General features: G+C 70.2%; 11 protein-coding genes. 6 read left to right on the top strand and 5 right to left on the bottom strand.

Going from position 1 to position 12,327, the window contains the following annotated elements; all coding sequences use genetic code 11:
• Positions 1-631: LacI family DNA-binding transcriptional regulator (locus ACWDX9_RS51250; protein WP_449968913.1), on the bottom strand; the 631-nt coding region annotated here is incomplete at its 3' end.
• A 74-nt stretch (positions 632-705) separates the two neighbouring features.
• On the bottom strand, positions 706-1,974 hold the full coding sequence (locus tag ACWDX9_RS51245; RefSeq protein ID WP_449968910.1) for a hypothetical protein: 1,269 nt from the start codon (positions 1,972-1,974) through the stop codon (positions 706-708).
• Positions 1,975-2,089: 115 nt separating this feature from the next.
• On the opposite strand from ACWDX9_RS51245, the gene ACWDX9_RS51240 reads away from it, so the two are divergent.
• Both ACWDX9_RS51240 and ACWDX9_RS51235 read left to right on the top strand, forming a co-directional pair.
• Positions 2,090-2,812: a TetR/AcrR family transcriptional regulator gene (locus tag ACWDX9_RS51240; RefSeq protein ID WP_397367187.1), complete on the top strand. Its 723-nt coding sequence runs from the start codon at positions 2,090-2,092 to the stop codon at positions 2,810-2,812.
• A 379-nt stretch (positions 2,813-3,191) separates the two neighbouring features.
• On the top strand, positions 3,192-4,271 hold the full coding sequence (locus ACWDX9_RS51235; protein ID WP_449968907.1) for a serine hydrolase domain-containing protein: 1,080 nt from the start codon (positions 3,192-3,194) through the stop codon (positions 4,269-4,271).
• Positions 4,272-4,322: 51 nt separating this feature from the next.
• Here ACWDX9_RS51235 and ACWDX9_RS51230 read toward each other — a convergent pair whose 3' ends face one another.
• From ACWDX9_RS51230 to ACWDX9_RS51220, 3 genes are all read right to left on the bottom strand, one after another.
• Positions 4,323-4,736, bottom strand: coding sequence for a hypothetical protein (locus ACWDX9_RS51230; protein ID WP_449968904.1), 414 nt, complete (start codon positions 4,734-4,736; stop codon positions 4,323-4,325).
• A gap of 53 nt (positions 4,737-4,789) precedes the next feature.
• Positions 4,790-5,269, bottom strand: coding sequence for a YcxB family protein (locus ACWDX9_RS51225; RefSeq protein WP_449968901.1), 480 nt, complete (start codon positions 5,267-5,269; stop codon positions 4,790-4,792).
• Between the two features lie 810 nt (positions 5,270-6,079).
• The gene (locus ACWDX9_RS51220; RefSeq protein ID WP_449968898.1) at positions 6,080-9,004 is read right to left on the bottom strand and encodes an endo-1,4-beta-xylanase; all 2,925 of its coding nucleotides are present in this window, start codon (positions 9,002-9,004) and stop codon (positions 6,080-6,082) included.
• Between the two features lie 207 nt (positions 9,005-9,211).
• On the opposite strand from ACWDX9_RS51220, the gene ACWDX9_RS51215 reads away from it, so the two are divergent.
• From ACWDX9_RS51215 to ACWDX9_RS51200, 4 genes are all read left to right on the top strand, one after another.
• Positions 9,212-9,691, top strand: coding sequence for a pectinesterase family protein (locus ACWDX9_RS51215; RefSeq protein WP_449968895.1), 480 nt, complete (start codon positions 9,212-9,214; stop codon positions 9,689-9,691).
• 74 nt (positions 9,692-9,765) lie between these two features.
• Positions 9,766-10,584, top strand: coding sequence for a helix-turn-helix transcriptional regulator (locus ACWDX9_RS51210; protein WP_449968892.1), 819 nt, complete (start codon positions 9,766-9,768; stop codon positions 10,582-10,584).
• A 72-nt stretch (positions 10,585-10,656) separates the two neighbouring features.
• Positions 10,657-11,490, top strand: coding sequence for an oxidoreductase (locus tag ACWDX9_RS51205; protein ID WP_449968889.1), 834 nt, complete (start codon positions 10,657-10,659; stop codon positions 11,488-11,490).
• A gap of 5 nt (positions 11,491-11,495) precedes the next feature.
• Positions 11,496-12,218, top strand: a complete 723-nt coding sequence (locus ACWDX9_RS51200) for an SDR family oxidoreductase (protein ID WP_449968886.1) — start codon at positions 11,496-11,498, stop codon at positions 12,216-12,218.
• Positions 12,219-12,327 lie beyond the last annotated feature (109 nt).

The following is a 12,327-nucleotide window of genomic DNA, read 5'->3' as shown; positions in this document are numbered from 1 at the left end:
CGTCGCGCCACCCCGCGTGCCGCCCGCCGGCCCGGCCCTCGGACGGGATGGCCACGTGGTGAACGGTACGGTGCCCCAGGTCGAGCAGGTGCTGGGTGGCGTCGGCGGCGGCCCGGCGCTCGTCCAGCGCGATCGCCACCCGCCCCAGATCGGGCGCGACCGGCTCGGCGGCCACCACGGCCGGGATGTGCGGCGGCAGCGCCTGCGCCACCGCCGTGCCCAGCGGGTCGAACGCGATCACCACCAGGCCGCCCGCGCTCGGATCGCTGACATAGTCGACCGTCTGCCGGACCTCGGCCGACTCCACGACCCTGATCCCCAGCGCCACGCCCTCGGTCCTGGCGGCCTCCTCGATGCCCTGGAGGGTGGAGGCGTACCCGTACAGCATGGTGTTGGAGGTCACGACGGTGACGCCGCTGGCGCGGCCGAGGCCGAGCGCCCGGGCGGCCCGGTTGGGGCGGAAGCCCAGCCGGTCGATCGCGGCCAGCACCGCGGCGCGGGTGTCGGGCCGCACCCGGGGTGAGTCGTTCAGCACGCGGGAGACGGTCTGATGCGAGACGCCGGCCGCGGCGGCGACGTCGCGGATGCTCGGGACGGCCCCTTTACGGACATGTCGGGGGCTCGTGGTCACGGTCACATGGTAGTCGGGCCCAGGAGCGGAGGTCGGGAGCGGTTCCCGAAGCTCCACGTCTCCGGAAGTGCCGGTCAGTCGGCGCGCACGGGCTGCTGGTAGTTGTTCAGGAGGGTGAAGTGCTCGCTCGACTCCGCCGGGATCGGGCCGATCTCCACGGGGGCGGAGGGGGAGATCAGGTCGGCGCGGTAGAGCTTGGCCGTGGCGGGATCGTCGTTCTCGTTGGCCGCGATGATCAGGGAGCGGCGGTCCCGGGAGACGGCCGCCGTGATGATCGACGACTCGGTCGCCGGGGCGATCTCGTTCTTCACCTTCACCTCGGTGTGCTGCACGTAATCGATGTCGTTCCGGGCGAGCCGAGGGTTGATCCGCGCGGTGTAGAAGTCGTTGCTCCCGCCCGCGCAGAGCAGGTCGGTGGCGTTGATCCAGGCGAGCGGGTCGCAGGGGCGCAGGCCGCCGTCGCGTACGACGATCTTCATGCCGAACGGCAGTTGGAGCGGAGCGTCCTCATAGCGGTCCACCGTGTTCCCGAGGATGTCCAGTTCGGCCCCTTGGACCAGGTTGATCCCCACGGCCGCCCGGCTGGGGTCCGCCGCGAACCTCCCGGAGGGATGGACGGTGCCCGGGCACATGACGGCGACCGATCCCACGACGCGGTAGAAGGTGTCGTCGTTGCTGTTGGTGAAACAGGCCAGGCTGATCTTGCGCGGAGTCAGCCGGCCGTTCGGGTCCGCCGAGAAGTACTGCTGGGAGTCGCGCAGGAACCAGAACGACCCGTCGGGCGCGAATCCGGGGTACTTGTCGGAGAACGTCTCCTTGACGTATCCCTTCTTGTTCGACCTGTCGGTGAGGTCCGTGAACGTCCCGGTGCCGAGGTCGAGCCAGCCGACGTGCGTCGGGTCGCCGCTGGACGGGAAGTCCACCTGGACGGCGACCCGGCGTCCGTCCGGCGAGACCGGGCTGACGCCGGGATCTCCCTCCTCACCGCACAGGCTGCGCACGACGGCCTTCTCTCCGCCCGCCGTCGCGGCGATCTCGGTCAGGAGCGGCGTGAGCGTCACGCTGGAGAAGCTCGCGACACCGGTACGGAAGGCGTCGTCGTAGGCCGTGGCCCGCCACCCGTCGTCATTCCACGAGCAGGCGACCGGCCCCTGGGCGGCGAGCACGGCCGGAAGGCTCTTCGCCGCCTCGGCCAGCGCCGTCTTCCTGGCGTCCGGAGTGGGGGTGGAGGCGCGCGGGCTCGGCTGGGACAGGGCGACGGGGCCGGAGGCCGCCGAACAGCCGGTTGCCGCCAGGAGGAGCGCGACCGCCGTCGCCGGCCAGCCACCGCTACGGGAACTCATCCAAGATCTCCTTCACGCCTTCAATGATGATCCTTAAAAGAGTGAATACCATTAACCATGTGTCGCCCATTCACCGCAAGTGGCCGCGGCAGGCGAGACCAGACAAGATGGTCGGGTGACAGCGTTGACGCGACGGGAACGACTGCGGGCCGAGCTCGAGCGCGACGCCAAGGCCGCCGCCCGCAGGATCGCCGCGGAGGAGGGCATCGAGGGTCTCACCCTCGCCGCCGTGGCCCGCGGCGTCGGCGTGACGCCCCCGGCCCTCTACCGCTACTTCAACGGCAGGGCGGGCCTCATCCGCGCCATCTACGACGACATCACCGCGGAGTTCATCGACACGGTGGACCGGGCCGCGCGACGCCAGGACCCTGACGACGTCAGCGCCCAGCTGCACGCCGCCACCCAGGCCGTGCTCGACTGGTCGCTGGCCAACAAGGTCGAGTTCGACCTGCTCATGGGAGCCGGGTTCGCCAAGATCGCCGAATCGGAGGAGGGCATCCCGGTGGTCATCGCGCGCGAGCTGGGCGGCCTGTTCGGCCAGCTGTTCGCCCGCCTGTGGAACGAGGGGCGGCTGACCTGCCCGGCGGACGAGGAGATCGACCCCGTCCTGGCAGCCCAGTTGCGCACCTACCGCTCGGAAGTCGGCCTGGAGTTCCCCATCGGCGTGGTGTTCCTCATGGTCGTCTGCTGGCGGCAGATCTACGGGCTGCTCTGCATGGCCGTCTACGGGCACCACAAGTTCGCCTTCGACGACCTGCAACCGCTGTTCGAGCACATGATCGACGACCTGCTCGGCCTCCTCGGGCTCAAGCGGAGCCCCAACCTGCGCCTGCGGTGAAGCCGGCCGGCGTGGCCACATCCGGTCAGGGCCCCGGGGGACCGGAGGGCTTCTCCCGCACGTGACCTCAGCCGCAAAGCAGCTCCGGGTGATGCCCGTGACGCTGCGCGATCCAGCGGGCGGAGGTCACCGACGTCGGGCAGCCGGATCGCGGCCTTCTTGCCGGCGGGTCAGGCCGGTCCCCCTGGCCGGCTCGGTAGGCGTCAGTGTGGACGGGGCCAGGAGCATCGGCTTGTCGGCGTATGCGGAGCCGGGCGTGATGGTCAATATCGGCGGGTGCCCGGCCTCGGCTCGGGGTGGACAAGGTAGGGAAGGCCTCCACACCAACAGGCAGGTAGGCATGACTGAACATGAGTGATCTTCTCGCCACATTGGAGGCATGAAGAAATTGCTCGCCGCCGCTGTCGCCGGCTGTCTGGTCATCGCCCCGGTAGCTCCCGCGTTCGCTGCCGCCGCAACGCCCTCGCCGCAGTCCCGCCTTGACCGGCTCACCACCGAGGACGGCATGGCGGGCGCGTTGAGCCAGGTGCGGACCCCGGGCGGCACGACCGTGACCCTGCGTTCCGGCACCGCGGAGCGGGGCACCGGCCGGCCGATGATCGGCCCCGAGGGCCGGTTCCGGATCGCCAGCGCGAGCAAGCCGATCATCGCCGCCACCGTGCTGCGACTGGCCGACCAGAAGAAGATCGACCTGGACGCGGCGGTGGAGCATTATCTGCCCGGCGTGCTGCGCGGCAGGGACGATGGTGCGGCGATCGATGGGCGGAAGATCACCGTCCGGATGCTGCTGCAGCAGACCAGTGGCCTGCCCGAGTTCCTCGACGCGATCGAGTGGAAGGAGCCGTTCCCGGACTTCCTGCGGGTGGCGCTCGCGCTCAAGCCGACGCTCCGCGGCTCGTTCGCCTACGCCAACACCAACTACCTGGTCCTCGGCATGATCGTGACCGAGGTGACCGGCAAGGACTTCCGGCAGGCGAGCCGAGAGCTGATCTTGAAGCCGTACGGGATGCGGGACACGTACTGGCCGGCCAAGGGCGATTACGGCATCCGTGGCCCGCACGCCCACACCTACGGGGTGCACCCCGGCCGCCCGCAGGACGGCGAGGTGGATCTGACCGACCAGTTGCCCACGTACGAGTTCGGGCCCAGCGGCGGTCTGGTCTCCACCCCGGAGGACCTCAACCGGTTCTGGCGTAAGGCCCCGCTGGACAAAATGATGGCCAGCACGGTGCCGGTCGAGCAGGAAGGCTGGCCCGAAGGCGCCCGCTACGGCTACGGGGTGGCCCGGATGGAGTCGGGCTGCGGCTATGCCTACTTCGGCGCCGGCGACATGCCGGGGGCCGCGGTGCTCAGCGGCCGGGACCGGGCCGGGCGCGCGGCCACCGTCTACGTCACGGGCGTCCCCGCGAAGCGGCAGCACCTGATCGACGCGTTCGTCGCCGCCATGTGCGATCGCTGAGTCCTGTTCGCGGACGGGTCGGCCGTCGTATGTCCGGCGGAAGGGCGCCCTTCAGCCCACGCGATCCGCGTCACCGCTGACAAGCAGGAAGTCTGTCAGCAGGCCCAGGACGTTCCCTTCGGCATCGAAGCCCCAATGGCATGGGGAGGAACCGTCGCCCCGCCCGCACAGAAACCCGACAACAGGCATCCGGCCGGGATCATCATCCCGTCCCTCACACCGTGGGTAATACGGCGCCTCCAGCCAGCCATGCATCGCGTCGAAAGCATCCGGGGACTCGGCGTAGAAGGCAGCGACACGGCTGTCGCAGTATGCGGCCATCCCGTAGTCCACAGCCATCTTGGACACCTGCCCGGTATCGCCTTCATACAAGGCCGGACGCCACTCGGTGACGTCAGCGATGGCCGGACCCGAAATGCCGACCGGGCGGTCCGTTGGGAACACCCAGGCCAGGGAATTCCGCACGGTTACCGGCTCTCTCGCTGATCTTGTGACGTGGCCATCGGGCGATAACCGGCTCAGGAGGCTCCCGCATTCTGCCGTGCGGCCAGGAAGTCAATGAGTTCGGCCTGTTGCTCGATATTGAAGGCACGTTTGGGGAGGAATGCTGCGAGCTGCCTGTTCACGAAGAACAGCCAGAACTCTTGAGTTGTCACGACTTGTCCGAACATAGACCACTGCATCGTGGTGCTGTACTGGTCGGTTCGGCACTCGTACCCTTCGCTGGTCACCCGAATCGTCGTAGGCACGCACATGTAGGCGAGCTGTCGCGCGGCGAGCCGGCGGATCGCCCGGGTGGCCGCGAAGGGAGCCACGACCGCTGCGACGAGCATGCCCACACCCACGAAGACGGCATCGGCCCAGATGCAAGCTAGTCCTGCCACGACCAGGACCGAGGGAAGGAAACGATAGACCGCGGTGAGTTGCCGTTTGAGACCTTGGCGTAGCGCCCGCGCCACTTCGTCGGGAGCGGGTTCATATCTGATCGTGAAGTCCACCAGTACTCCTTCGCCTGAGCTGCCGATCATCATTCACGGACCAGCACCACGTCGCAAACCCTCACGCCTGGTCAGCGAGGAGCCGTTCCAGGTCACAAGATCAGCAACAGAGCCCGGTTACCCGTACTCACCTCTGTAGTCCAACGGGTGGAGTTCGTCGGAGTCCCTGCGTCATTGCCCAAAGGGATCACGGCTGGGGTGCCTGGTCGAGCTCGTCGGCGAGCAGGTGCTCGGCGACGGCGGAGATCTGGGGGCGGTGCTGTGGGAGATCCCGAAGACCAACGACAGGTGAAGCGGGTCCGCCCCTCTGGCGAGAGCTTCGTGGAGGATGCGGTCCTTGCGTATCCGGTCGACGCTGCATCCGGTGTGGGGTCGTCGAGCGTCAGGCCTCGAATGGCTCCAGTGGGAGCGGCGTTCTCCGCGGCCAGGGCGATGATGACTCTTCCGGCGAGGTCGTCGGCCAGTTGCTCGATGGCCCGAGGCTCTTCATCAGCCATCGGGAGCAGGGCGACGTCCGCCGGGTGGGCCTTCAACCCGGTGGTCGGATTGGAGAAATCAGGCCGCACGACACCCATCGGTGTGGCCGGGCTCGGATCTCACTGAGCGGGACGCGCTCACGCAGTTCGCAGGCAGTGAGCGTGCAGGGTGAGGAGGATCCAGCGCCCTCGACTCAAGAACTGTTGCTTACTAGGTGCAGGCCGGCGCTACTTTGGAGCTCGTCGCACGAACCCGAGTGGAGGGCGCGGTCCGGGGTGGGCATCGGCAGGCCCAGCCGGTAAGCGGGCAGCGGGAGGGTGGAAGCCGGCCCACCTATCCCTGGGTGAGCCGGAGGACGCCCCAGTGGCTGGTGTCCAGGTAGCTTCGGCCGGTGTTGTCGTTCCAGGTCACGGCGCTGGTACGGGCGGTGCCAGAGGCGTCGTTGACCTGGGCGTCGAAGCCCAGCAGCGTCCCCGGTGCGAGGGTGATCGTGGGCAGTTCGATGGCCGCCTCGACGACGTATCCGCCGGGCACCGTCCTGGTCACCGCCTTCACGTGGTCCTTCACCCCGCCCGCGTCGAACGTCCCGCCGACCGTGATCCGGCCCGAGAAGCTGATCCGGTACTGGCCGTCGTCGTCCTCGTAGCCCTTGGTCTTGCCGTTGCCCGGGTCCACGAAGATCTCGACGGAGTCCTGCTCCCACGGGTTCGGGGACTCCTCGCTCAGCGTCGGATCGGCGACCTGGGCGAGCACGTACAGCGTGGATCCGCTCCACAGCGAGCGCACCTTGGCGGTCGCGCCGGACGTGCCCTGGATCCAGGTCGCGGTGCGGATCTCCGGCGCGGCCGACCAGGCCCGGTCCACGGCGCCGTCGAGCACGGGCGTGCGGTGGGCGGCGGAGGTGAGCTTGACGGCGGGCGCGGCGGTCACCTTCCCCGTCCAGGAGGTGCTCGCGCCGGCGGAGTCGCTCACGGTCACGTCCACGTCGGTGCCGGTCGCGATCAGGGCCTCGACGCGGTAGCCGGTCGGCGTCGGCCGCACCGCCGCCTTGGGGCCGCCGGTTCGTTTGACGACGTACGGGGTGCCGTCGACCGTGAACGTCACTCGGTCATCCTTGCCCGCCGTCGGATCCGTGACCTCGGCGAGCACGTACAGCCCCTTGCCCGACGAGCGCGCCTGGAACCCGGCCGACACGTCCCCCACCCGCGCGACCGGCGAGTCCGGCAGCAGGTCCCACTCGAGGTCCCGCTTGCCGTCCACCTTGGGCGTCCCGGCGGGCGCCTCCAGCCGGCGCACCGCCGGGGAGAGCCGCGACGGGTCCACGACGCCCCAGTAGGCGGGCTTGGCCTGCAGGTCGTCGTCGAACAGCAGCGGCGCGTTCAGCCGCGGGATCGGCCACGACCGCAGCCAGCTCACGTCGTCGGACTCGCCCCAGACGGTCACGGAGCTGAGCTTGGCGGCCTGCCGCCGGAAGACGTCGAACAGCTCCTTGTAGCGGTGGCCCTGCTGGACGAGCAGTTCGGGCGGGATCGTGTCGTACGACGACACGAAGTCCGTGTAGACGCTGACGTCCAGCTCGGTGATCTGCTGGTCCACCCCCAGCGTGGCGAAGCGCTCGATCGTGGCCTCGACGGAGGAGGCGGGCGGGTACTCGATGTTCAGGTGGAGCTGGTGGCCCACGCCGTCGATCGGCACCCCTTCCGCCTTGAGCCGCTTGACCAGCGCGTACAGGGCCTCGCGCTTGCGCGGGAACTCGGTGTTGTAGTCGTTGATGAAGAGCTTGGCGTCCGGGTCGGCCTCGTGGGCGACGCGGAAGGCGGTGCGGATGAAGTCGAGGCCGGCGATCTCGTACCACTTGGAACGGCGCAGGCCGTCGGGCTGGTTCTCGTCCACGACCTCGTTGACCACGTCCCAGGCCGCGATCTTGCCCTTGTATCTGGTCACGAGCGTGCGCACGTGCGTCTCCAGGCGCTTGAGCAGCAGCTCCTTGTCGGCGTTCTGGAAGACCCAGTCGGGGGTCTGGCTGTGCCAGGCGAGCGTGTGGCCGCGGATCGTCATGCCGTGCCGGGTGGCGAAGTCCACCAGGAAGTCGCCGTCGGCGAAGGTGAACTCGCCCTCACGGGGCTCGGTGGCGTCCCATTTGAGCTCGTTGCCGGGCGTGACGCCGCTGAAGTGCCTGGCCAGCAGCTCGCCGTGGACGCCGAGCGCGTCGGGCCTGGTGAGCGCCGAGCCCATGACGAACGGCACCTTGTCCTTGAGCGCGGGGATGTCGGTCTGGATCGGCTTGGGCTGGATGTACTTCATGGAGAAGTCGTCCAGGTAGAAGGGGAACGTGCCGGTGTCGGACTCGACATAGACGCTGAGGAAGTCGACGTCGTACGCGAGCGTGTACGTGCCGGACAGCTGCACCCACTCCCCCGTCGGCACGTCCTTCGGCGAGACGACGCGCTCATAGCTCGGAGTGCCGCCGGTCCTGCGCTCGATCGACAGGCCGAGCCGGCCCGCCGCGGCCTCCGGTCCGAGCCGCACCCACACCGACAGGGCGTATTTGTCGCCCTTGGCCATCCGGCCGAACACGTTGAGGGCGGGACCGTCCCAAGAGGCAGAGCGGCCGCTCACGGCCAGCGATCGGCTGCCCGCGTGGGCGGCCTCCGCGCTCGGCTGGAGGGTGGCGGCGGCCCTGGGCGCCCAGTCCTGCGCGGTGCCGTCCTCGAAGTCGCTGCTGACGGGCTCGCGCGTGGGGTCGCCCAGCGGGGTGACGACGATGTCGTCCAGGTAGAACTCGCCGGTGGCGTCTGAGCTCTCGGCATAGAGCTGCACGTCGGCGGACTCGGCGGTGAACAGGTAGCTCCCCGACAGCCGCGTCCACCCGCCGTCGGTCACGGTGGCCGCTGCGACCCGCTCGTACGTGGTGCTCCCCCCGGTCGGGGTGCGCTGGACGGTCAGCGCGATCGTGGCGGCCGGCCGGCCGCTCACCTGCCGCGCGTACGCGGTCACGGCATAGCCGACACCCCGGACGAACGGCGCGGCGATGGACGCGCCGTGCCACGTGGCGGTCCGGCCGGTGGTCAAGAGGCTGCTCGTGCCCCCGTGGGCGGCCTCCGGCGTCACCGTGACGGAGACGCCGTCGCCGCGTGGCCCCCATCCCTGGGTGGTGCCGTTCTCGAAGTCGTACGTGAGGTCCGCCGCCGCGTGCGCGGAGAGCGCGGGCACGAGGCATAACAGGGCGGCGGCCACCAGGGCTCGAAGGGTGCGCACGATGCTCCCGATGAAAGTTTCAGCGAAGCGCCGATAAATATCAGGCGGACTGTAGATCGGCGCGCTCCCACGGTCAAGATCACCCATAATCTTGCAATCGCTTGTTGCAGCGTGGTGCAGTTTCACTGGAGGGCATTGACGGAGTGAGGCGGCTGAGTCAGCATTTCATGCAACCGATTGCAGCACCCCCATCGGCGAGGTCGCCTCATGCGCTTCCTGTTACTTCTCCCCCTGCTCGCCCTGCCCCCTGTGACAGCGGCCCCGGCGCCCGCCGCCATCGTGGTCGCGGCGGACGGTTCGGGCGACCACACGACCGTGCAGGCCGCGGTCGACGCCGTCCCCGCCGGCAACACCCGCCCGGTCACCATCCTGGTCCGCAAGGGCACCTACCGGCAGCAGGTGGTGATCCCGGCCGACAAACCGCACATCTCTCTGGTCGGCGCCACGCGGGACCCGCGCGAGGTGGTGCTCACGTTCGACGCCTCGGCGGCCACGCAGAAGCCGGACGGCTCGGGACCGTACGGCACCTCCGGCAGCGCCTCGTACACGGTCAGCGCCCCCGACTTCACCGCCCGCAACCTCACCTTCGAGAACGCCTACGACGAGGCCGCCCACGGCTACAGCCAGGCCGTGGCCGTGCGGACGACGGGCGACCGGCAGGTGTACGACAACGTGCGGTTCAGCTGACGGGCCGAAGGTGGGAGTGGCGCGGCCACCTTCAGCCCCCATGGCACCCCCGGGCCTCGCCTAGCCTCGAAGACATGGACAGGGAGAACCCACTCGGCCAGTTCCTGCGGGCCCGCCGCGAGCTGCTCCAGCCGGAGGAGGCCGGCGTGCCGGTCACGACCCGGCGCCGCGTGGCGGGGCTGCGCCGCGAGGAGGTGGCCCGGCTCGCGGGCGTGAGCACCGACTACTACGTACGGCTGGAGCAGGGCCGCGAGCGCCACCCCTCCGCCCAGGTGGTCGACGCGCTCGCCCACGCCCTGGCCCTGGAGGAGGACGCGGTCGCGCACCTGCACCGGCTGGCCCGCCCGGTCCGGCGCAGGCGGGCGTCCGCCAGGCGGGAGCGGGTCAGCCCGAACCTGCTGCGCATGATGGAGGGCTGGCCGCACACCCCCGCGGTGGTCCTGGGCCGCTGCCTGAACGTGCTGGCCGCCAACGCGCTCGGCAGAGCCCTGTTCGACGGCCACGCCTACAGCGGGGACCTGGTCCGGCTGGTGTTCCTCGACCCGGACGCGCGGGAGTTCTATCCCGACTGGGACCGGGTGGCGGTCAACACGGTCGCCGGGCTCCGCGCCGGCGCGGGCGCCGACCAGGACGACCCGCTGCTGATCGAGGTGGTCGGCGAGCTGTCGGTCAAGAGCGAGGCCTTCCGCAGGCTGTGGGCCCGCCACGACATCCGCCAGAAGACCCACGAGACCAAGCGCTTCCGCCACCCCTTGGTGGGCGAGCTGACCCTGCACTACGAGTCGCTGACCGTGAACAGCGCTCCCGGGCAGCAGCTCGTCGTCTATCAGGCCGACCCGGGCAGCCCGTCGGAAGAGTCGCTGTCCCTGCTGGGCTCCCTGACCGCCGGCTGAGCAACCCTTCACCGACCGCGCCCCGGCCGGGGCGCCATGTCGCCATGCCTATTTACCTGGAGATATACCACCATGTCCGTCTGGTTCATCACCGGCTGCTCCACCGGCCTGGGCCGCGCGCTGGCCGCCGCCGTGCTGGAAGGCGGCGGGCGCGCGGCCGTCACCGCCCGCGACCCCCGGCAGGTGGCCGACCTCGTCGCCGAGCACGGCGACCGGGCCGTGGCCCTGCCGCTCGACGTCACCGACAAGGACCAGATCGCGGCGGCGGTCGAGCGGGCGGAGTCCGCCTTCGGCCGCATCGACGTCCTGGTCAACAACGCCGGGTACGGTTACCTGGCCGCCGTCGAGGAGGGCCGGGACGACGAGGTCCGCGCGCTGTTCGACGCGAACGTGTTCGGGCTGGTCGACGTCACCAAGGCCGTCCTGCCGGGCATGCGCGCCCGCGCGAGCGGCCACGTCGTCAACGTCTCCTCGCTCGGCGGGCTGGCCGCGTTCGGGGCGACCGGTTACTACCACGCGACGAAGTTCGCCGTGGAAGGCCTGTCGGAGTCGCTGGCGGCGGAGGTCGCGCCGCTGGGCATCAAGGTCACGATCGTCGAGCCCGCGGCGTTCCGCACGAACTGGTCCGGCCCCTCCATGCGGCAGTCTCCCGTCCGCATCGACGACTACGCGGAGACCGCGGGCACGCGCCGCGCCTCCACCCTGGCCACCTACGGCCACCAGCCCGGCGATCCGGTGCGCGCGGCCGAGGCGATCATCACCGCGGTCGGGGCGGCCGAGCCGCCGCTGCGCCTGCTGCTCGGCCGGGCCGCGTACGAGATCGCCTCCGCGCGGCTCGACACGCTCAGGACCGGATTCGAGGCGTGGCGCCACCTCACGCTCAGCACCGACTACCAAGGGAACTGACTGATATGACGAAGATCGTCCTGATCACCGGCGCCAGCAGCGGCATCGGCCAGGCCACCGCCACGCGCCTCGCCCGCGAGGGCCACCACCTGGTCATCGGCGCCCGCCGCGAGGACCGGCTGGCCGCCGTCGCCGAGGACATCAGGAACGAGGGCGGCAGCGTGGAGGTGCGCCGGCTCGACGTGACGGACCGCGCGGACGTCACGAGGTTCGTCGACACGGCCGCGAAGCAGCACGGCCGGGTGGACGTGATCGTCAACAACGCGGGGGTGATGCCGCTGTCCCGGCTGGACTCGCTCCTGGTGGACGAGTGGGAGCGGATGATCGACGTGAACGTGCGCGGCCTGCTGCACGGCATCGCCGCGGCGCTGCCCCACTTCCAGCGGCAGGGCGGCGGCCACTTCGTCACCGTGGCCTCGATCGGCGCGCACGGGGTGGTGCCGACGGCCGCGGTCTACTGCGCCACCAAGTACGCCGCCTGGGCGATCACCGAGGGGCTGCGCCAGGAGCTGGACCCGAGCATCCGGGTCACCACCGTCTCCCCGGGCGTCGTGGAGTCGGAGCTGGCCGACACGATCACCGAGCCGGGCGCGCAGGAGGCGATGCGCGTATACCGGGCGGCTTCGATCCCGCCGGAGGCCATCGCCGACGCCATCGTGTACGCGATCGGCCAGCCTGTGGAGGTGGACGTGAACGAGATGATCATCCGCCCCGCCAGGCAGCGCTGACGGGGCGGGACGGGGTGGGGGCGCGCCGAGGCGCGCCCCCCCCCCGGCCGCACGGGGGTGGGGAGAGGGGGGTGGGGGGGAAGAGTGGATTTATGGGGGGGGGGTTATA

The sequence above is a fragment of the Nonomuraea sp. NPDC003201 genome (genome assembly GCF_053590415.1).
Note: the sequence above shows the minus strand (reverse complement) of the source record. Positions and strands in the feature narration are given on the sequence as shown.

Coding starts and splice junctions, on each gene's coding strand:
- ACWDX9_RS51215 (WP_449968895.1), top strand. CDS start 9,212: ATGCGCTTCCTGTTACTTCTCCCCCTGCTCGCCCTGCCCCCTGTGACA.
- ACWDX9_RS51210 (WP_449968892.1), top strand. CDS start 9,766: ATGGACAGGGAGAACCCACTCGGCCAGTTCCTGCGGGCCCGCCGCGAG.
- ACWDX9_RS51235 (WP_449968907.1), top strand. CDS start 3,192: ATGAAGAAATTGCTCGCCGCCGCTGTCGCCGGCTGTCTGGTCATCGCC.
- ACWDX9_RS51205 (WP_449968889.1), top strand. CDS start 10,657: ATGTCCGTCTGGTTCATCACCGGCTGCTCCACCGGCCTGGGCCGCGCG.
- ACWDX9_RS51200 (WP_449968886.1), top strand. CDS start 11,496: ATGACGAAGATCGTCCTGATCACCGGCGCCAGCAGCGGCATCGGCCAG.
- ACWDX9_RS51245 (WP_449968910.1), bottom strand. CDS start 1,974: ATGAGTTCCCGTAGCGGTGGCTGGCCGGCGACGGCGGTCGCGCTCCTC.